The following is a 20748-nucleotide window of genomic DNA, read 5'->3' as shown; positions in this document are numbered from 1 at the left end:
TGTTCGCCAGGGGTTGGCGATGATCCGGTATGCGGCCCGATATCCGCGGTGACCAGGCATATCGTCCGGGTGCCCAGCATGCGCCATGGGCATATGTTGGTTATATCGGCCCTGGTCGGTCCACGTATGGTGACCCGCTCGCCGGCGCCGATGTGAGGCATCGATGACCACTGCCACATTGCGCGCCTTGGCGCAAAGGTCGACCGACGGACTGCCTGCCGAGATCACCAGTTTCATCGGGCGCCAGCACGAGCTGGCGACAGTCAAGCGCCTGCTGTCCGACGCCCGCATGGTGACCCTCACCGGGCCCGGCGGCGTCGGCAAGACCAGGCTGGCCCTGCGCATCGCCACTGACGTGCGGCGGGCGTTCCCCGATGGCGTCTGGCTGGTCGAGCTCGCCGAACTGGACAACCCGGCACTGCTGCCCCAGGCTGTGATCGCCGCGCTGAAGATCCAGAATCACTCCGCCCAGCCGCCCATCCAGGTGCTCACGGAGCACCTGCGGGAGCAGCGGACGCTGGTGCTCCTGGACAATTGCGAGCACCTGCTCGACGACTCCGCCGTGATGGCCCAGACGCTGCTGCGCGCCGCCCCTGAGCTGCGCATCCTGGCCACCAGCCGGCAGCCGCTGGGAATCGCCAGCGAGCAGGCGTTCGCCGTGCCGACGCTGCCGCTGCCGAGCCCTGAATCCCAGCAGCGCACGCCGTACCCCATGTCCGACGCGGTCCGGCTCTTCGCCGAGCGGGCCGCGGCCGTCCTGCCCGGTTTCACCGTCACGGACGAGAACCACGACATCGTCGTGCGGATCTGCCGCCGCCTGGACGGCCTGCCGCTCGGCATCGAGCTCGCCGTCGTGCGGCTGCGCGCGCTCTCGGTCCACCAGCTGCTCGACTGGCTTGACGATCGCTTCCGGCTGCTCACCGCGGGATCGAATGCCGCCGTGTCGCGCCACCGGACGCTCCGCGCCCTGATCGACTGGAGCCACGAGCTGTGCACCGAGCAGGAGCGCCTGCTGTGGGCACGCATTTCGGTGTTCACCGGCAGCTTGGATCTGGAGGCGGCGGAAGCGGTCTGCGCGGGGGACGGCATCGCCCGTGGCGAGATCGTCGACCTGGTGATCGGCCTGGTGGAGAAGTCCGTCCTGATCCGGGCGGAGGATTCGTGCGGAGTGCGATACCGGCTGCTGGACACGATCCGGCAGTACGGGCGGGAGCGGCTGGCCGCCTCCGGGGAGGAGCAGCAGCTGAAACGCCGGTATCGCGACTACTTCCGGCGGCTGTCGCGCGAGGCGCGGGCGCAGCTGTTCGGCCCCGCGCAGGTCAAAGTGCTGACCCGGCTGCGGACTGAGCATCCCAACCTGCGCACCGCCCTGGAATACTGCCACGCCGAGCACGCCGGGCTCTGCATCGACATGGCCAGCGACCTCCTCTACCACTGGATCAGCAGCAGCCACCTGGGCGAAGGCCGCGACTGGCTCGAACGGGGACTCGCGCACACCGCCGATCCGACCGAGGTCAGGGCTCGGGCGTTGTGCGCATGCGGCTGGCTCGCCATCATCCAGGGCGATCACGCCTCGGCCCGCGGATTGCTCGCCGAGAGCAGGGCGCTCGGTGAGCAACTCGGGCTGGAACCGGTCCGCGGCCACGTCGCGCTCTACTCCGGAATGCTGGCCATGCAGGAGGGAGACATCGCATCGGCCGTCGGATCCTTCGAGGAGGCGGTGGCCCGTCATCGCGCCGGCGGAGACTCCGCGGGCGAGGCCCAGGCGCTGACCTGGCTCTGTTTCGCGCACTCCTTCCTCGGTGACTCGGAGCGCGCCGTCGCCGCCGCCGAGGAGAGCATCGCCGTCTGCGACGCTCACGGCGAGAGCTGGAACAGGTCGTACACGATGACGGCGCTCGGCATCGACTTCTGGCGCCAGGGCGACACGGGACGCGCGATCGCCCTGGAACAGGAGAGCCTGCGCGTCTTCCAGGCACTGGACGACTCGGTCGGGGCCGGGGTCAACGTCGAGGTGCTGGCCTGGATCGCGGCCTCGGAAGAGGAGTACACGCGGGCCGGCGAGCTGCTGGGCATCCTGCGGAACGTCTGGGAGTCGATCGGCACGCCACTGCTGGGATTCGGCCACCTCCTCCCGTACCACGACGAGTGCGAGGCCCGTACCCGTCGCGCTCTTGGCGAGCATGCCTTCCAGACAGCCGTCAGGCGAGGCGGCAGGCTCTCCCATGAGCAGGCGTTCGCCCACGCCCTCATGGAGGACGCACCCTCCCGCGGCGAATCCGGCAAGGCCGGTCGGCCCTCGCCTCTCACTCGACGGGAGACGGAGATCGCCCAGCTCATCGCCCGCGGAATGAGCAACAAGGAGATCGCTGCGACGCTGGTGATCGCTCAGCGCACCGCCGAGGGCCACACCGAGCACATCCTGCGCAAACTCGGCTTCAGCTCCAGGGTCCAGGTTGCCGGCTGGGTCGTCGAGCAGGCCCGCCTCTCCGGCGAGGAGCCTCCCGGTGCTGAATGAGCATGCCCGTGAACGACCCGATCCGGAACGTCCCGGTCGCCGAGCGGCCGACGGCGGACCGGGCGCAGACCGACCTCCCCGATTCATCGGGCGAAGGCATGAGATCTCCGAGGTCAGGCGGATCCTGGCCAAGACCCGCCTGCTGACGCTGACCGGCGCGGGCGGGGTCGGCAAGACGCGGCTGGCGCGACGTGTCAGCGAGATCGCGCTGCCGAAGTACCAGGACGGGGTGCGGCTGGTGGAGCTCGCCACCATCGAGGACGAGGACCTGCTGATCCCGGCCGTGGCCGCCGCGCTGGGAATCCGTGACACCGGGCAGGACCTCGTGGCCCTGCTGGTGGAGCGGCTGGCGGACAAACGGATGCTGCTGGTGCTGGACAACTGCGAGCATCTGCTGGACGCGTGCGCTCCCCTGGTGCAGCGGCTCCTGCGCGGCACCTCGCGGCTGCGGATCATGACCACCAGCCGCCAGCCGCTCGGCGTGTACGGCGAGCAGGTGTTGTGTGTGCCGTCGCTCCCGGTCCCCGAGCCGGGCGACAGTACGCGTGACATCGCCCGGCGAGACGCCGTACGCCTCTTCGCGGAGCGGGCGGCGACCATCCGGCCGGGCTTCCTGGTCGACGCGGTCAACGCCCGGGCGATCGCTCGGCTGGCCCGGCTTCTGGACGGGATCCCGCTGGCCATCGAGCTGGCGGCGGTACGGCTACGTACCGCATCGGTGGAAGACCTGGCGAACGAGCTCGACGCGCACCTGGACGTACCGGCCGAGAACAGCCCCGGCAGGCTGGCACGCCATCAGACCCTGCGGGCGACCATGGACTGGAGCTTCGGGCTGTGCTCGTCCGGCGAGCGACGACTGTGGGAGCGGCTGTCGATGTTCCCGGGGGGCGTCGATCTGGAGACCGCCGAAGGTGTCTGCTGCGGGCAGGCCCTGGCAGCCGAGGACGTGCTGGATCTGATGGCCGGGCTGGTGGACAAGTCCATCCTGAACCGGACGGAGCAGTACGGCGGCGCAATCCGCTACCGCATGTTGGAGACCATCCGCGCGTACGGCCGCGAACAGCTGCCGGCCACGGACGCGGAGGCGCTGCGGGAGCGCTACATCGATCACTATCGGCGGCTGGCAGAGCGACTGCGCGTGGACCGGATGGAGCCCGGCCAGATCGATCACTACCGGATGCTGCAGCTGGAGCTGCCCAACATGCGCGCCGCCCTCGACCTCTGCTTCGGCAGGCCCGGCGACGCGCCCGCCGGGTTGGAGATCGCGTCCGCGCTTTGGGCGCACTGGGTCATCTCCGGCGCTCTCAGCGAAGGCCGGCACTGGCTGAAACGCGGTCTCGCGCTCGTACCGGGACCGAGCGCCACCAGGGCGATGGGCCTGTGGGCCAGTGGGCTGCTCTCCCTCTACCAGGGAGATCCGGCGGCCGGAGCCGGGCTGCGGGAGTGCTTGGCGCTCGCCCGGCAGCTGAGGGACGAGGCGGTGCTCGCGTTCGCCCTCCTGATGTCCGGCGCCGCGGCGCTGTCCGATGGCGACGCCGAGCGCGGGCTCCCGCTTCTGGAGGACGCTCTCGCCCGTCACCGTGCGAGAGGCGACGTCCACGCCGTGGGCATCACTCTGTATTTCGCCGCTCTCTTCACCGCCCCCCTGAGCCCGGACCGGTCCGCCGCCTACGGCGAGGAACTCGTGAGCATGTGTGAAGAGCGCAACGCGGCGCTCTTCCGCGCTTACGCGCTCTACGCGCTCGGCCTGGCCCGCTGGGAACAGGGCGACTGGCGCCAGACCGAGGCCAAGATGCGGGAAGTGGCCGCGTTCTGGAGCGCCGTCGACGACAGGTGGGGACTCCTCCAGTGCCTGGAGGCGCTGGCCTGGACGGCTGGGGCACGCGGGCGGCACGAGCGGGCCGCCCGGCTGCTGGGTGCCGCCGACGATCTGTGGCGGGCGGTCGCCGCCTCTCCGTCACGGCTGCGGTACCAGGCGAGGTCACACCAGGAGTGCGTCGAGGGGGCACGTCGTGCGCTGGGGACCCAGGCGTACACGGCGGCTTTCCGGGACGGCACGCGGCTCCGACTGTTCCGGGCGGCCGCCTACGCGCTGGAAGAGCCATGAGAGCACCGCTCGCCCAGCCCGCCGCCGACCGCTGGGCCGGCGCACACGTCCGCCGGCCGGCTGGGGCCACCGCCGCGTCGGTGACATGCACGGCGAGCCGGCCGTCCTGGGCGGCGATGGAGCGTGCTCTGAGACTGGTGGCCGACGCCGGCTGGTGAGGGGCCTGCGGACGGAGGCCGGTCGGCCGCTGATGAAAGGATGGCCGCCGTGCCGTCCGGATCGGCCGGTGGTGGCGGTTTCTTCCTTGGAGGTCCTCGTGGTCGTGTTGGCGGTGGCTCAGCCGGATTGCATGCCGTACGACGTAGAAAAGAATGCGGTACGGCACGCGGAGATGGTGCTGAGAGCGGAGGCCAGGGTGGTGATTTTTCCGGAAACGTCCCTTACGGGGTACCACATGGACGCTCCGGCGATCGCCGTGGATGATCCGAGGCTCGGGCCGATCGTGGACGCTTGCGCGAAGGCGGGGGCGGTGGCCCTGGTGGGGGCCCCAGTCGAGGAAGAGGGGCTCGAGTACATCGCGACGCTGATGGTGGACGGCGACGGGGCCGAAGTGGCCTATCGCAAGATCCACGTGCACTCCAGCGAGGAACGGTTCGCCTGCGGGAAGCGGCCCGAGGTGATCGAGGTGGACGGCCTGCGGCTGGGGCTGGCGATCTGCCGCGACATGGGGATCGCGCAGCATGCTGAAGACACCGCCGCGCTCGGGATCGACGTCTATGCGGCCGGGGTGGTCCATCAAGCGGCGAAGGTGGCGGTCCAGGAAGAGAGAGCGCGGCGAATCGCCACCGATCACCGGGTGTGGGTGGCGGTGGCGAGTTTCGCGGGGCCGACCGGCGGTGGCTTCGAGCACACAGCCGGCCGCTCGGGGTTCTGGACGCCGAGCGGTGAGCCGGCCGCTCAGGCGGGATCGGAGCCGGGGGAGGTCGTCCGGCTGGTAGTCGCTGCATCATCGGCTGGTCCATCGGCAGCAACGGCATCGGCGCGGCTTTAGGGGACGGCCGCCGCCTGGTCCTCCAGGTAGGCGGTCCAACTGCGGTACGGAGTGATGTCCACGCCGTTGTCGGCGGCATCCTGGCTGCAGCCAAAGCCGGGGACCCAGCGACCGTCCGACAATTCCACGCTCGTGAGCGCCATCGGGGCGGGCAGTTCGGCGAGGAACATTCCGATGGCGGCGGGGGAGAGCCGGTAGATCTCCCCGTCGATGGCGGCCCCCTCGCGTCCGCCACAACGGACTAGGCCCGGTTTGGGCGGGTCCGTCTTCAGAGCCAAAAACCGGTAGTCACGCGAGGTGGTGATCAGGCCGATGAACCGTGCGCCCAGGCTCTCCAGCCGAGAGTGCAGGGGCTGCCCACGCAGGTGCGCGCCGAAGACCGCGAGGTCCACGCCCCCGCTGACGACCAGGGGCGGTGGCTCGGCGAGCAGGCGTGCGGCCAGGTCGATCGCAACCTGGTCGGCGAATGCCGGCACCACGAACATGACGCCGAACGGGCCGCCGCCCGGCGCCGGTTCCCCGGGTACTGAGACGGCGGCCATGTCGAGCAGGTTGCAGAAGTTGGTGTACGTGCCCAGCCGCGTGTTGATCGAGATCGGTTCGGCGGCGTCATGGAGCCCGGGTCCCCCTGAGCGGCCTACATTCGCAGGTAACCCTGGGGACGCTGTCACCTCTGGGCCGGTTGGTCCCGAGGGGTGGCCGCGCCCACGCGGGCCTCGCCGTACGGCACCAGCCGGACCGGCCCGAGGAGGCCGTACGCCTGGCGCGTCAGGCCGCCGTACACGGCCGGGTCGGCGACCCTGAGCCGGTTGCCGAGCGGCGTCGCCACCTCCACCCGCAGCGTGCGGACGCCTCGCCCGAGGTCCACGACCGGGTTGAGCTGGTTCACGGGATCCAGGCGGCGGCCGTCGGCGAGCACCCGGCAGGTGTCGGTCACCTCGCCGAGCTCCAGGTACGCGCCGCCCTCCAGCCGCACGTCCGTGGTGTAGACGCCGATGCCCGACACGTCGGTCAGGTCGGGAATGGCTGACCATGGGGACAACTGGTCGAGGGCCAGCCGGTGCGTGGCCGTCCCCTCCGGCCGCCAGTCCTCGACCTCCAGCCGCCACGACGACAGGACGACCGGCTCGGGCACCGGTCCGATCACAGAGGTCACCGTCCGGCCGTCGGACAGCGTGGTCGTGTACGTCCCGGCGCGGGTGGCGCGCACGACCAGCGCGCCCTTGTCGTACCTGACCAGGTCGGCGTCCGTCGTGACCGCGTGCGGCCCCTTCACCGTCCCGGTACCGAACAGGCCGGGCCGGCCGATGGCCACCACCATGGACTCGCCCGGCCGCAGCCTCACCCGCAGCCGGATGCGGTCGCCGTCCTCCGCGTAGAGTGCCGCCCGCTGGACCCGCCCCGTCCACGGGTCCAGCAGGTACGGCACGCCGTCGCGGGCCGTGCGGGCCAGCGTGACCTCGTGGTCGATGGGGGCGATCGGCGGCTTGGGGTTCTCGACGTGCTTGCCGTTGCACAGGTAGTAGTAGTCCACCTCGCCGGCCACGCGGCGCGCCGTGAGCAGCGTGGACGCGGTGGCGTAGCGCACGTCGGGCCGCACGCCGAGGGCGTCCAGCGCGGTGGGGATCTCGGCCTGGGAGGTGACCATGCGCACGGTGGGCCGGGCGAGCAGGTCCGCGATCAGGAGACGAAGGCGCTCGTTCTCGCCGGACCGGGCGACGCCCGGCACCGAGGCGGCCCGCCAGTCGCCGAGCAGCACGATCGGCAGCCCCGCCCCGGCGTACTCCAGCAGCCGCTCCGCCACCTTGACGGTCATCGTGCATTCGCCCGCGTAGAACTTGTCGCCCTCGACGAACAGCGCCTTGTACGCCGGCCCGTCCGGAGCCAGCCGCCCTCGCGCGACCCGGGCGGCGGGCAGGTCGAGCAGCGGGCCGCTGACGAACTGGTGGGTCCAGCCGAGAGGCACGCCGCTCCCCGTGAACCAGCCGGCGCCGAGGCCGGTCTTGGTGTAGCCGGTCTGCCGCAGGACCGCCACGTCGGCGCGCGGCGCGCCTTCGCGCATGACGTGATGGACCCGGGCCAAGTATGCAGAAATATCGGGCATGTGGCGCCAGGTGGGCTGGCGCGGCCCCCACGACTCGGCGTACCCGGCGGTCCCGTTGTACGGCGTGAAGGCGGCGAACCCGGGCCAGGACGGCATTCCGGGCGCGGTGGCGTACGAGAAGCCGTGCAGCACGGTCTGGTTGAGCCCCGCCGCGTACGCGCCCCCCATCGTCCGCAGCAGTTTCTTCCAGGTCGTCGTGTACGCCCCGCCCTGGTACGCCCCCGCCTCGCAGGACAGCACCTTCCGTCCCGCCAGATCCCGGCCGCCGGCCAGGCACCGGTAGTCGTCGAGGTTCTTGAACCCGAGCGACTCGCCCTCCGCGACGTCCAGGATGGCCGCACTGGCGATGGCGTCGGCCCGCAGCCCGTACGGCTGCGCCCGCAGTTCCAGCCCGATCGAGTGGGCCCAGTCGCGCAGCATCGCGAAATGGTTCTCGTTGAACAGCTCGGACACCGTGTCCCAGTAGTCCTTGCGCGCGTGCCGGGTCAGCGCCGCCTCGAACGCGAACACCTGGTCCTCGTCCTTCAGCACGATCACCGGCAGGAACGGGACCAGGTCGTAGCCCCGCCGCTGCTCGAACTCGGCGAGCAGACCGGGCGTCCACGGCAGTGCGCCGGTCTCGATCTCGATGGAGTCCTCGAACAGCGCGCCGCCCGCCTTCCTCAGCAGCCGCCGGATCGCGGGCGTGAGCAGCGCCGACTCCCAGTAGTCGAGCACTGCTCGGGTCCCGGCGCGGCTGAAGTGGTCCACGACGTACGACTCGGGCGCGGTGTGCGGGCCGGACTCGGGACGCTGGCCCGAGCCCCGCTCCCAGTAGGCGATCAGCACCCATTCGCCCCCCGCCGGCGCCGTCCAGTCGACGTCTCCGCCGTCCACGGCCACCTCCACCACAGAGGCGGGGTCGAGCCCGGTCTCGTCGCGGGTGGAGTGGGCGGGCTCGATCCTGGCCGCCTGGACGAGCAGCAGCTTGCGTACCGGATGGCCGGGTACGGCGGGCGGCGGCACCTCGCCCGCGTACGTCGTCCCGCCCGCCACCGTGACCGAGCCGTGGGCCAGCTCCTTGACGGCCGCCTCGCTGTCGGGGGTGATCGTGGGGACGGCCGCCGGCCACGAAGGGCCGATGGTGAGGTCGATCGTGAGGCCGCGGCGGGCCGCCTGGTCGAGCGCGGCCTCGACGGCGGTGTTCCACGCGGGGGTGCCCCAGCCGTGTCCGGCCGGGTCGAGCACGGACTTGTCGCGGATGCTGTGGTGCACGGCCGCGATCTCCGCGCCGCCGAACCCGGCGGCGGCGAGCTGGTCGATCTCCCGCCGGATCTCGGCGGGATCGACGTGCGCGTCCGGCCACCACCAGCGCACCATCGGCCGGGCGGACCGTCGGGGCCGGGCGAACCAGGAGGCGTCCGGCGCGGCGGCGGCCGGGGAGGGGGAGACGGAGACGGAGAGGGTGGCGGCGCTGAGGGCGAGGAAGCCGCGGCGCGTGAGGTCGTGCTGCACGGGGCGCTCCAGGGGGGTGAGGGGGGCACCGGCCGGCGGAGGGCGCCGCCATGCGGCCGGCACCCCGGCGGAGGGCGCCGCCCGCTCAGCCGGCACCCCCCGCCGTCCGATGTCGCCTAGCTGGGGATCGGGTACGGGAACGCGCTGGTCACGCCGATCTTGTCGTACTCCATCTTGGAGGCGTCGAAGCCGGCCGCCCAGTTGGCGTTCTTGACCTCGTTGCACTGGTAGCTCTGGTACTTGTCGTCGCTGACCTTGCCGACCTCGATGTTCTCGAAGGAGAAACCGCAGCCGCCGGCGTCCATGTGCACGCCGCGGGTGCCGCTGTCCGGCATCGCCCCGGCCGGGTCGTTGATGACGTCGCCGATCACCATCTGCGAGACGTGGTTGTCGATCGGATGCGGGTCGAGGTTGCTGACGCCGTAGGTGTAGAACGCGCCCATGTCGCCGCTGTCCAGGCCGGTCTCCTCCAGGCGTATGTAGGAGAAGCGGTTGTTGCGGGCGTAGTTGTCCTCGTCCTTGACCTCCGGGCGTACCTCGAGGCTGATGCCGTAGCGGGCACTGTGCTTGACCACGATGTTGCTGACCACGTTGTTGCCGGTGCTCATCAGCTCGATGCCGGACGCGTCGCCGGGCACGAGCTCGCCGACGTGGTGGATGTAGTTATTCGTGAACGTGTGATGCCCGGAGATGTCACCCTCGCCGGGATAGCCGCCCTCGACCTTGATGCCGTCGGCGCCGATGTTCTCCAGCAGGCTGTCGGACACTTTGACCCGCTCGTTGGCGAACAGCAGGTAGACGCCCATGAAGCCGCTGTCCGACAGGCGCAGCCTGGTCAGGTCGATGTCGCGGGAGTTGGTCACCGTGATCATGCCGAACCGGTTGCGCGGCATCTCGATCTGCCGGTCGTACACCGGGTATTTGTGCTCGTAGCCCGAGTCGCCCTCGCTGATCCAGCCCGCCCGGTACCAGTCGACGAAGTCGCTGTATTGCAGCGCCAGCCCGTCGAAGGCGAGATTCTGCACCCGCCGGTCCGGCGAGCTGCCGGCCAGCGAGATGATCGTCTTCACCGTCGGGGCCATGACCTTGTCGATCGAGGTGCGCGGCCAGTAGTAGACCTCGCCGCCCGCGAAGTCGAAGTAGTACTCGCCCGGCTGGTCGAGGAAGCGCAGTGTGTTCTGCAGGAAGTAGCGTGAGCCGCTGCGGCTGTTGACGAACGAGTAGCGGGCCCAGTGGTTGAGCGTGAAGAAGTTCTTGCGGAAGTCGGCGCCGCCCAGCGGCACGGTGTCGGTGAACCAGCTCCACGAGCCGCCTGACCAGACCACGATCTGGCTGTTCTTGTCGAAGTCGGCGTCCCACTCCTTCGGTACGTCCTCCGGCTTGAAGTACAGCCACTGGCGGACCGCCTCCTTCTCTGGCTCGCCCAGCACGGAGAACAGGTAGGGCGACCACAGGTCGTCGCTGGTCCGGTTCGGGTGGCGGGCGGTGGTGGCCCGCTTGCCCTCCTCGAACAGGGTGTAGAAGTTTCGGTCGATCTTGGTCTTGTAGATGTTGTCGTTGTGCTTCTGCCAGCCGGTGACCGGCTTGGCCCCGAGCAGCCTGGCCTTGCCGGGGCCGTCCGCGCTGCGGTAGATGATCTTGTGGCCGTTCTCGCCGGAGTCGGCCTCGGTGAACTGGATCGTCTTGTCCACGACGTAGTCGCCGGCCTTGACGTTGACCACGAAGTCGCAGTTCTGCTGCCGCTTCTTGGCCCGCAGCTGGTCGCGGGCCTGTTCGATGGACTTCCACGGGCGCCGGGCGCTGCCGTCGCCGCGATCGCCGCCCGCGGGGGAGACATAGAAGTCACACGAGGGCCCGGCCGCCTCCGGCGTCGGGGCCGTCACTCCCGCCAGAAGTAAGACGACCGCGCCCAAGGACCTGAGGATCACTGGCTCTCCTTAACTTTGTCCCGCCACCGCTCGTACTCGGCGCGGGTCTCGGGGGTGAGGGGGTAGTAGTCCGACAGGGCGCCGCCCTCCTCGATGCGGGCGCGGCTGTAGCGCTCCCACTGCTCGTGGTCCGCGGCCGCCTCCAGCACCGCCGGCGCGCGCCGGCGCGGCACCACCACCGCGCCGTCGTCGTCGGCCACGCACAGGTCGCCGGGCAGCGCGAGCGCCCCGCCGACCGCCACCGGCACGTCGTACGCCCACGGGAACAGCTCCGCCTGCGAGGCGTAGTGCGGCGTGGCCCCCGTGCACCAGATCGGCACGCCCAGGCCGCTCACCCTGGGCAGGTCCCTGATCCGGCCGTCCACGACGATGCCCGCGCCGCCCTTGCGCTTGAAGTAGCGCACCAGCATGTCGCCGAAGCAGCCGGTGTAGGCGCTGCCGTACGCCTGCACGACCAGCACGTCGCCGGGCTGGATCTCCTCCAGCACCGCCCACAGCGCGGTGTGCCGCTCGACGTACTCCTGGCCGAGACCGGAGGCGACGTCCTCGCGCTGCGGCATGAACTGCAGCGTGCGGACCCGGCCCGCGACCTTCTGCCCTGGGGCGATGGGACGCGGTCCCTCGATGAAGGTCCGCCGAATGCCTTGTGCGTGCAGCTTGGCGCAGGCGGTGGCCGCGCTGATCCGGGACAGCCCCTCCACGAGGACGGGATCGGGTTCGCCGGGCAGCTGCCCGCGAACAGGCAGATCCCAGATGGCGTCGTCCATGTAACTCCTCAGTAGTGCTGGTGTGACGGCGTGCGGACGCGCGCGGTCATGTGCAGGTCGAGCCGGATGCGGCGGCCGGGCGGCAGCTCGACGATCAGCCGCGGCCCGTCCACCGGCACCTCCTGCTCCGTCTCGGTGATCGGAGGAGAGGTGTAGGCGCGGGGGTCGCCCGGGTAGTCCGCGCCGGTGGCCCGGGTGACGCTCGCGCGGTCGATGCGGTGCTCGCCGAACGCGCCCGCCTGCACCACGACCCGCCGGGTGCGGGTGAGGCCCAGGTTGACGAGCTCGACGCGGACGCCGTCGGGGCGTACCTCGTCCACCAGCGCTGCCACGTCCTGGGGCAGCCCCGGGCGGTGGCGGTCGGCGTCGAAGTAGGCCAGCCTGGTCGGCAGCAGCCCGCCGTTGTAGAGCACCTGCGGGGTGCCGGTGACGAGCTGCAACAGCGCCTCGGTGAGCACCGGGTTGAGCCGCTGCCAGTGGTGCACGTGTACTTCGGCCAGGTCCGCGCGGTCGGCGTCGATGAGCGCCATCCGCCGCTGCACCTGCCCGAGCGCGGTGGACAGCATCGTCTCGGGGAAGCCGGGGTTGGCGCCGCGCAGGAACTCCAGCCAGGGCGCCTCGTGCCCGGCCTCCTCCTTGTTGCGGAACGGGCGCACCGTGGCCCAGTCGTAGCCGGAGGCGGCTCGCAGCCGGTCGATGCGCCCGCTGTCCCCCTGCCCGAGTGACGCGTGCCAGAGCCAGACGGGCAGGCCGAGCTGCGGCGGCTGGAAGTCGAACCAGCCCTGGTCGTCGTGCCGGTTGGGCACCAGCATGGTGGGCTTGCCCGCCTCGTCGCCCAGTTCGGCCAGCCAGCGGTCGCTGATGCTCATGTCCGTCTCGGTCACGCTCGCCTCGATCGCGTGGCCGTACACGGTCTCCAGGGGATCGCGGCCGATGGCGAGTGCACTGTCGTCGCCGGTCAGCAGGTGGGCGTTGACCGCGGCGATCGCGGCGGCGGCGCCCACGCTGTAGAGGCCGTGCGGCCACTGCCAGCCGTAGTTGCCGCCGTACCAGCGGCCGCCGTGCAGCTCGCCGACCACGCCCGACGGGCCGACGTTGTCGGGCAGGATCCCGTTGTTGGCCTCCGCGCGCCGCTGCCAGGCGTCGATGTAACGCAGCGCCCAGTCCCGGTAGCGGTCGTCGCCGTCGTAGAGCCAGGCGTTGACGGCCAGGCTGGTCGCGGCCAGGTTGACGGCCACGTCGCCGCGGCCGATCCGCTCGCTCATCGCCGCGCCCATGCGGGCGGCGTTCTGCGGATCGGACAGGTCCTCCCATCTCGTGATGCCCGGCAGGTCGCGCAGCGGCAGGCCGTACGGCCGCATGCTGACCAGGTCCGTGTGGTAGGAGGCCCACTCCCACTGCAGGCCGTAACGGGGGCCGTCGGCGCCGTTGTGCGGGGCGCGGATGATGTCGTGCTCGGCGTCGTAGTTGGCCGAGCCCGGCAGGTAGAGGTCGGCGAAGCGGCGCGCCCGGTCGTGGAACCGCTCGTCGTGCGGGTCGGCGGCGCAGATGCCGTAGAACAGCAGCAGCGACTCGCCCTGGTGGAACCAGTCGTAGCCGCGCTCGAACTCGTCCACCAGATAGCCCAGCTCCGTGAGCTGCGCGGTCACGCCCTCCCAGTGCTGCTTGGCCTGGTCGAGCAGGTCGTCGGCGCCACCGAGCTGGTAGAGCGTCGGCCAGTTGAAGAACGCCTCGTAGAAGTCGTCGGCCCCGTCCCGGTCGGCCGCCGGGCCGTGGTAGATGAGCCGCCCGTCCGGGGCGCAGTAGCGGGCCGCGAAGGCCCGCCAGGCCTCGTCTAGGGCGTCGAACAGCCTGCGCTCGAGCACCGCCCAGGCCGGCGGCACGCCGAGCGGGACGGTCGCGATGACGGAGGGATCGCTCGCGGGTCCCGGAAGCACTGTCCGCATCTTCAACCTTTCGTCGCACCTGCGGTGAGGCCGCTGATGATGTGCCGTTGCATGAAGACGAAGAAGACGAGCAAGGGAGCCACGGCCAGCAGCAGCGTCGGGAAGACCACCGTGTAGTCGGTGGAGTACTGGCTGACCGCCGCGTAGACGCCGGTGGTCACCGTGTACAGGCCGCTGCCCGGGCCGAGGATGATCTGCGGGTTCACGAAGTCGTTCCACACCGAGAAGGTGTTGAGGATGACCATCGTGGCGACCGCGGGCCGCATCAGCGGGAAGACGATCTGCCAGAACGTCCGCAGCCTGCCCGCCCCGTCCACGGCCGCCGCCTGGTCCAGCACGGCCGGGATGGTGGCGATGTAGCCGGCGTACAAGAAGATCGAGAACGGGAGCGTGAGCGAGGTCTCGAACAGCACGAACCCGCGGATGGTGCCCATCAGGCCGAGGGTCTTGAGCACGTACACGACGGGGATGACCAGCACCTGGCCCGGGATGAACGTCCCGGCCAGGAAGAACAGCATGAGGATCCGGAACCTGCGCTTCGGGCTGCGCGCGATCGCGTACGCGGCCGGGGCGGCCAGCAGCACCGACAGCACGTTGACCGCCACCACGAACAGCAGCGTGACCGCGTACCCCTTGACCACGTTGAACTGCGGGTTCGTCAGCGCCCTGCCCAGGGGTTCGAGGGTGAGGCCGGCGAGCCCGAAGGGGTTGGCGAGGATGTCCTGCTGGCCCTTGAACGCGTTGACGGTCAGCACGTAGAGCGGGACCACCATGAAAGCGACGGTCGCCCAGAGGAAGGTCTTTCTCATTGGTGCACCGCCAGCTCGCCGCGCCTGCGCAGCTTGGTCACCACGAACGCCAGCGCCGCGGTCACCAGCATGAGGATCACCGACTGCGCCGAGCCGAAGCCGAGCCGGGCGTCGTGGAAGGAGTTCCACAGGATGAGGTAGGCGACGGTCTGCGTCTGCCCGGCCGGGCCGCCCGCCGTCAGCGACACCACCAGGTCGTACGTCTTCAGCAGCGTCACCAGCGACAGCACGATGTTGACCGTCACGGACGGGCCGAGCGCGGGCAGCGTCACGTGCCTGAACATCTGCCGGCGCGTCGCGCCGTCGATCCGCGCGGCCTCGATCAGCGAATGCGGCACCGCCTGCAACCCCGCCAGGTAGAGCACCACGTTGACGCCGAACCCGGCCCACACCAGCACCGCGATCATGGTGATCGTGGCCCACGCCGGGTCGGACAGGAACGGGATCACCTGCCCACCCCACGTCGTCACCAGGTTGTTGACGGCGCCCGTCGTGCCGAGGATCGCCGACCACAGGAAGCCGACCACCAGGGCGCTGAGCACATGCGGGTAGAACAGCACGATCCGGAAGAACGTGTTGGCCCGCGAGGCGCCGTTCACCAGCAGCGCGAAGCCGAGGCCCAGCAGGTTGAGCCCGGCCGTGCCGGCCGCCGCGACCAGCAGCGTGACCAGGGCGGCGCGGCGCAGCTCGGGATCGTCCAGCAGGTCGGCGTAGTTGGCGGCGCCGACGAAGGCGGGGTTGGCGCTGAAGCCGTCCCAGTCGGTCAGGCTCAGGTAGAGGGCGAGGCCGACCGGAACGACCAGCATCACGACGTAGAGGACGGTGGCCGGGCCCACCATGATGGCGGTGGCGAGCCCGTCGCGCCGCTTCGTGCGCTTGTCCGGGATCGTCCGGACGGTCTTGATCGTGGGTGCTTCCCGGGTCAGGGTCATGAGCGTCCGGCCAGCCAGCGGTCCACGCCCTCGGCCACTTCCTTGGGCGACTTGCCCACGTACAGGCCCTGGACCTCGGTGTTCCACGCGGAGTTGAAGCCCTTGGGAAGCGTCGCGTCGCCGTACCCCTCACCCTGCGGGACCCCGGACGGGGCGCTGTCGAGGATGTCCTGCACCTGCTTCTCCAGCGGCGTGAACTCGCGCTCCACACCGGTGCGGAAGTTGCCGTCCTGCTTGAGCTGGCTCTTGACCGCCTCGGGATCGGTGACCAGCCACTGGACCAGCTTGAGCGCCGCGTCCTTGTTCGGGGTGGACTTGAGGATCATGTACGGGGCCGCGAGCGTCGCGCCCTGCGGACCGGGGTAGGTCTGCCCCTTGTCGACCGGGGCGGGGAAGACGCCTACCTCGAAGTCCTTCTTGGCCTTGGCCTCGGCGGCGGTGAACCAGCTCCCCATGACGTACATGGCCGACTTGCCGGACAGGAACGCGGTCTCGGCGTCGGCGTACTTCATGCCCAGGGCGTTCTTGTCCACGTACCCCTTGTCGATCCAGGTGCGATAGCGCTCCAGGTAGGGCCGCAGCGACTCGCCGGCCTTGAGCTTGCCCGCCTTGACGTCCTGCTGCCAGGCCGGATGCGACTGCGCGCGGGACGGGTTGGACAGCTGCAGCAGCTGCAGCCCGGTGAGGAAGTCGCCGCCGGTCTGCAACGGCAGGAACCCGGCGTCCTTGAGTCTGGCCATCGCCGCGTCGAGCTCGTCGAACGTGGTCGGCGGCTTGCCGATCCCGGCCTTGTCGAACGCGCTCTTGTTGTAGAAGACCAGCGACTGCGCCTGCACGCCGACGCCGACCGAGTAGATCCTGCCGCCCAGCTTCGCCTGCTCGGCCAGCGGCGTGTCCTTGGCCCACGGCTGGTCGGTCAGGTCGAGCATCTGCTTGGCCAGCGTCTCGTCGGCCATCAGCGTCTCCACCACGTCCGGCGCGTTCCCGGCGGCGAGCTGCTGCGGCAACGTGTCGGCCACCCCCTTGCCGGTGGGGGCCTCGATCTTGACGTCGATGCCGGGGTTGGCCTGCTCGAACGGCTTGACCAGCCCGTCCCAGTAGGCCTGGGTGAGATTCGGGCTGATGTTGACCAGCATCCTGACCGTGACCTGGCCGCCCTCGCTCTGCTGGGCTCGGGAGTCGCCGGCGAAGCCGCCCCCGCCACAGCCGGTGAGCAGGACCAGGGATCCGATGGCGGACAGTACGAGGGATGGACGGGGGGAACGCATCGCACCTCCAAGGGGGCGAGATCTGCGACGCCTTTTAATGGGTCGTACTCGATTAGCGATTATTTAATATGTTGGTAACTGGGGGCAGTCAAGGGGTTTTGCCCCGCTACAAATCCGTATCCGGCGGATGACTGAGTCATAAATACGTTAAGGTGGGCGAGTGGCTGGACTTGGACGCGAGGACGACAAGCGGCTGGAGCTGAGCGCGGAGGAGCTGTCCGCGCTGAAGGCGTACGCGGAGGAGCCGGGCGAAGGGCTGGCGCTGCGCAGCAGGATCGTGCTGGCCTGCGCCGACGGGCTGCCCCGCAAGGAGATCGCCACGCGGCTGGGGGTGAGCCCCGCGACGGTGGCGAAGTGGCGCGCCCGCTTCGTGGAGCGCGGCCTGGACGGGCTGTCGGACGCGCCCCGCCCGGGGCGCCCGCGCAGCGCGGAGCGGCAGGAGGCCGAACGGGTGATCGCCGCCGCGGCCGGCGGCCCCGCCGTGCCGTCCACCCGCACGATGGCCAGGCAACTCGGGCTGTCGCAGTCGACGGTGGCGCGCATCTGGCAGGAACAGCAGGTCGCGCCGCCGGCGGACCGCCTGCTGCCCAGAGAGCTGCTGTCCGACCGGGTCTACGCGCTGCTGCGCGGCTGGATCGTGTCGGGTGAGCTGGTGGCGGGGCAGCGCCTGGTGGAGGCCGAGATCGCCCGGCGGGTCGGCACCAGCCAGGCCCCGGCCAGGGAGGCGATCAAGCGGTTGGCGCACGAGGGGCTCGTCATCTCCTATCCCAACCGGGGCAGCTACGTCGCGGAGATCTCCGATGAGCAGGCCCGGGAGGTGCGCGACATCAGGGTGCTGCTGGAGGAGTATGCCGCACGGGGTGCGGCCGCCCGCATCCAGCCCGAGACGCTCCGGCAGCTCTCGGCCGACGTGCTGGCGATGCGGCAGGCGGCTCATGACGGTGACATCGGCGCCTTCAGGGACGCGGACCTGACCTTCCATCGGCGAGTGTGCGCGGCCTGCGGCAACTCCTTCCTGCTGCGGTTGTGGCGGACGATCGAGTCGAACCTGTGGAGCCTGCACGTAGTGGGCAACCCGCTGTACGACGGGGACTGGACGGCGATGGCGGGGCACCACGACGACCTGGTGGCGGCGCTGGCGTCGGGGGACCCGGACGAAGCGGCCCGCCTGTTCGCCGCCCACGCCCGCGGCGAAGCCTCCCGCACCCGGCCCCGCACCCGCCCGGACCCCGCGGGGGCACCGCAGTAGCCCGCTGCCCGCCGCGCCTGCCGGCTGGAGGGCCGGGGCGCGGCGGGACCGGCGCGGGGGCCACCGTCAGGGGGAGGGGGTCACGTCGTAGGTCGCGCCGCGGCGGGTGTCGAACACCAGCACCCCGGCCTCCGGCCGCTCCACCTTGACCGGACGCCCGCGATCCGTGACCGTGACCGGTTTCGCCGTGCGCAGCGTGAGCTTGCGGCCCAGGTCCGAGCGGATCCGCCCGCGCACCAACGACCCCGCCGCCCATTCCACGGACACCTCGAACCCGCCGCGCGCCCGCAGCCCGTGATACGACCCCGCGGGCCAGGCCGCGGGCAGGGCGGGCAGGAGATGGACCTGGTCGGCGTGGCTCTGCAGCAGCATCTCCGTGATCCCCGACGTGCCGCCGAAGTTGCCGTCGATCTGGAACGGCGGATGCAGGTCGAACATGTTCGGCGCGGTCCGCGCGGGCAGCAGCAGGTTCGACAGCCGCTTGTACGCCTGCGGCGCGTCCAGCAGCCGCGCCCAGAAGTTGATCTTCCAGGCCAGCGACCACCCGGCCCCCGCCTCGCCCCGCAGCTCGAGCGTCCGGCGAGCCGCGGCCGCCAGCTCAGGAGACAGGCGCGGGTCGATCTGGTGGCTGGGGAACAGCCCCCACAGGTGCGAGATGTGCCGGCTGCGCGACAGCGCCGCGTCGCCCCGGTAGTCCTCCTGCCATTCCTGGATCTGCCCCAGATGCCCGATCTGGTTGGGCACGAGCCGGGCGCGGGCCTCTCGTACCTTCGCCCGCATCTCATCCTCCTGCCCGAGGATCTCCGACGCCTCCGCGAACGCCCCGAACAGGTCCCGCAGGATCTGCATGTCCATGGTCGGACCGGCGCAGATGCTGACGTTCTCGCCGCCGTCCTCGTGGTGGCCCACCTCGGGCGAGTGCGACGGGTTGGTCACCAGACAACCCGTCCTGGGATCGGTCTGCAGCGTGTCGAGGAAGAACTGCACCGAGCCCTTGATCAGCGGGAAGTGCTCGCGCAGCCGCCGCTCGTCGCCGGTGTAGAGATAGTGCTCCCACAGCGTCAGGCACAGCCACGCGCCACCGGTCGGCCACACGCCGTAGAAGGCGAAGTCGACGGGGGCCGTGCCGCGCCAACCGTCGGTGTTGTGGTGCGCGACCCAGCCGCCCGCGCCGTACTGCGCCCGTGCCGTCCTGGCACCCGTCTCCGACAGGTCCTTGATCAGGTCGAACAGCGGGTCCATGCACTCGATGATGTTGGCCGGTCCGGCCGGCCAGTAGTTCATCTCGCAGTTGATGTTGATGGTGTACTTCGACTCCCACGCGGGCGTGAGGGAGTCGTTCCAGATGCCCTGCAGGTTGGCGGCGTACCCGGGGGAGCGCGAGCAGGAGATCAGCAGGTAGCGGCCGAACTGGAAGTACAGGGCGGCCAGCTGCGGGTCGGTGTCGAGCTGCTTGCGCGCGATGCGCTCGTCGGTCGGCAGCGCGACCGCCTCCGAAGTGCCGAGGTCGATCTCGACGCGCCCGAACAGCCGCTGGTAGTCGCGTACGTGCTTGCGCAGCAGCACCTCGTACGGCTGCCCGCTCGCCCGCAGGAGATGCCGCCCGGCCACCTCTGCCGGGTCGCCGCCCACGTCCTGGTAACTGCGGTAGCTGGAGCCCATGGAGATCAGCAGCGTGACCTCGTCGGCGCCCTCGACGACCAGCGTGCCGCCGTCCGTGCGGACCGCGCCGCCCTTCGCCCGCGCCTTGGCCAGCGCGCGGAAGCGGACCTCGCCCTTCAGCCCCTGGGTGTCGCCGCTGATCCCGTCGAGGGCGATCGTGTCCGGCCCGGCCCCCGAGCCGCTGGAGGTCTGCGGGCTGGAGAAGGCCGCCTGGAAGGTCACCGCGCCCGGCTTGTCGGCCGCCAGCCGCATGACGATGACCTGGTCGGGGTTGCTGGCGAAGACCTCGCGGGTGTGGCGCACGCCGTCGCGGACGTAGGTGACGGTGGTGACGGCCCGCGTCAGGTCCAGCTCGCGACGGTACTCCGTGAACTCGGCCGAGCCGGGCAACGTCAGCGTCAGGTCGCCGAGCACCTGGTACGGCGCCTGCTCGCTGGGCTTGCCGAGGAACTTCCGATCGGCCAGGTTCTGCGCCGCCTGCCACTTGTCCTCCCAGACCAGCCGCCTGATCTCGGGGAGCGCGGCCAGGGCCTCGGGGTTGTCGTAGTCGTGCGGCCCGCCGGCCCAGACGCTGTCCTCGTTGAGCTGCAGCCGCTCGGTGGCCACGCCGCCGAACACCATGGCGCCGAGCCGTCCGCAGCCCACCGGCAGCGCCTCCAGCCAGGCCGCGGCCGGGCGGGTGTACCAGAGGGTGAGCGGGTTCCCCTGGGTGCCCGCCCGCGCGGGGGCCGCGGTGACGCCGGTCGCGAGCAGGGATCCGGCGGCGGCGCCTAACCCGGTCGCGAGCACGCCCCTTCGTGTGTAGCCGTCGTTGATCACGGTGTACTCCTGTTCCAGAACACATGCGGGAGGCCGCGAGAGCGATGAGACGATCGCGTCGTCAACAAGGTCGGACCCGCTCGAGCTGCGGGGACATCGGACGCGAGAGGTTTACGCGGATGTTTGCCGTGAGATACGTAGGACGTATATCTAC

General features: G+C 70.7%; 14 protein-coding genes. 5 read left to right on the top strand and 9 right to left on the bottom strand.

The features are described 5' to 3' along the window. Positions 1 to 187 precede the first annotated feature (187 nt). The 4 genes from ACTMTI_RS23490 to ACTMTI_RS23475 all read left to right on the top strand — a co-directional run bounded on the left by ACTMTI_RS23490 (position 188) and on the right by ACTMTI_RS23475 (position 5616). Positions 188 to 2518 carry an ATP-binding protein gene (locus ACTMTI_RS23490; protein WP_441122635.1) on the top strand — a complete coding sequence of 777 codons (2331 nt, stop codon included), beginning with the start codon at positions 188 to 190 and terminating at the stop codon, positions 2516 to 2518. Further along, the gene (locus tag ACTMTI_RS23485) at positions 2508 to 4625 is read left to right on the top strand and encodes an ATP-binding protein (protein WP_441122634.1); all 2118 of its coding nucleotides are present in this window, start codon (positions 2508 to 2510) and stop codon (positions 4623 to 4625) included. Before ACTMTI_RS23490 ends, ACTMTI_RS23485 begins: the two co-directional genes overlap by 11 nt. Then, positions 4622 to 4783 (top strand): hypothetical protein, encoded by a 162-nt coding sequence (locus ACTMTI_RS23480; RefSeq protein WP_441122633.1) that lies wholly within the window; start codon positions 4622 to 4624, stop codon positions 4781 to 4783. Before ACTMTI_RS23485 ends, ACTMTI_RS23480 begins: the two co-directional genes overlap by 4 nt. A gap of 98 nt (positions 4784 to 4881) precedes the next feature. Further along, positions 4882 to 5616 (top strand): carbon-nitrogen hydrolase family protein, encoded by a 735-nt coding sequence (locus ACTMTI_RS23475; RefSeq protein WP_441122632.1) that lies wholly within the window; start codon positions 4882 to 4884, stop codon positions 5614 to 5616. Here the strand turns inward: ACTMTI_RS23475 and ACTMTI_RS23470 are convergent. From ACTMTI_RS23470 to ACTMTI_RS23435, 8 genes are all read right to left on the bottom strand, one after another. Then, positions 5613 to 6158 carry an allophanate hydrolase-related protein gene (locus ACTMTI_RS23470; RefSeq protein WP_441122631.1) on the bottom strand — a complete coding sequence of 182 codons (546 nt, stop codon included), beginning with the start codon at positions 6156 to 6158 and terminating at the stop codon, positions 5613 to 5615. The genes ACTMTI_RS23475 and ACTMTI_RS23470 overlap by 4 nt on opposite strands. 125 nt (positions 6159 to 6283) lie before the next feature. Further along, positions 6284 to 9214, bottom strand: coding sequence for a glycosyl hydrolase (locus ACTMTI_RS23465; protein ID WP_441122630.1), 2931 nt, complete (start codon positions 9212 to 9214; stop codon positions 6284 to 6286). 116 nt (positions 9215 to 9330) lie between these two features. Further along, positions 9331 to 11142, bottom strand: a complete 1812-nt coding sequence (locus tag ACTMTI_RS23460) for a right-handed parallel beta-helix repeat-containing protein (RefSeq protein ID WP_441122629.1) — start codon at positions 11140 to 11142, stop codon at positions 9331 to 9333. Beyond that, positions 11139 to 11909 (bottom strand): hypothetical protein, encoded by a 771-nt coding sequence (locus tag ACTMTI_RS23455; protein ID WP_441122628.1) that lies wholly within the window; start codon positions 11907 to 11909, stop codon positions 11139 to 11141. The genes ACTMTI_RS23460 and ACTMTI_RS23455 overlap by 4 nt, the downstream gene beginning before the upstream one ends. Positions 11910 to 11917: 8 nt before the next feature. Continuing rightward, positions 11918 to 13855, bottom strand: coding sequence for a hypothetical protein (locus ACTMTI_RS23450; RefSeq protein ID WP_441122627.1), 1938 nt, complete (start codon positions 13853 to 13855; stop codon positions 11918 to 11920). 2 nt (positions 13856 to 13857) lie between these two features. After that, positions 13858 to 14664 (bottom strand): carbohydrate ABC transporter permease, encoded by an 807-nt coding sequence (locus ACTMTI_RS23445; RefSeq protein ID WP_441122626.1) that lies wholly within the window; start codon positions 14662 to 14664, stop codon positions 13858 to 13860. Continuing rightward, positions 14661 to 15596 carry a carbohydrate ABC transporter permease gene (locus ACTMTI_RS23440; RefSeq protein WP_441122625.1) on the bottom strand — a complete coding sequence of 312 codons (936 nt, stop codon included), beginning with the start codon at positions 15594 to 15596 and terminating at the stop codon, positions 14661 to 14663. Before ACTMTI_RS23440 ends, ACTMTI_RS23445 begins: the two co-directional genes overlap by 4 nt. After that, positions 15593 to 16864 carry an ABC transporter substrate-binding protein gene (locus ACTMTI_RS23435; RefSeq protein WP_441122624.1) on the bottom strand — a complete coding sequence of 424 codons (1272 nt, stop codon included), beginning with the start codon at positions 16862 to 16864 and terminating at the stop codon, positions 15593 to 15595. Before ACTMTI_RS23435 ends, ACTMTI_RS23440 begins: the two co-directional genes overlap by 4 nt. Before the next feature lie 160 nt (positions 16865 to 17024). Between ACTMTI_RS23435 and ACTMTI_RS23430 the strand changes: the two genes are divergently transcribed. After that, positions 17025 to 18113, top strand: a complete 1089-nt coding sequence (locus ACTMTI_RS23430; RefSeq protein ID WP_441122623.1) for an FCD domain-containing protein — start codon at positions 17025 to 17027, stop codon at positions 18111 to 18113. A 66-nt stretch (positions 18114 to 18179) separates the two neighbouring features. Here ACTMTI_RS23430 and ACTMTI_RS23425 read toward each other — a convergent pair whose 3' ends face one another. Further along, positions 18180 to 20594, bottom strand: coding sequence for a glycoside hydrolase family 95 protein (locus tag ACTMTI_RS23425; RefSeq protein ID WP_441122622.1), 2415 nt, complete (start codon positions 20592 to 20594; stop codon positions 18180 to 18182). Between the last annotated feature and the right edge of the window lie 154 nt (positions 20595 to 20748).

Source organism: Nonomuraea sp. H19, from assembly GCF_052068215.1.
In the GTDB taxonomy this organism is placed as follows: domain Bacteria; phylum Actinomycetota; class Actinomycetes; order Streptosporangiales; family Streptosporangiaceae; genus Nonomuraea.
This window is presented reverse-complemented; position numbering and strand designations above follow the sequence as displayed.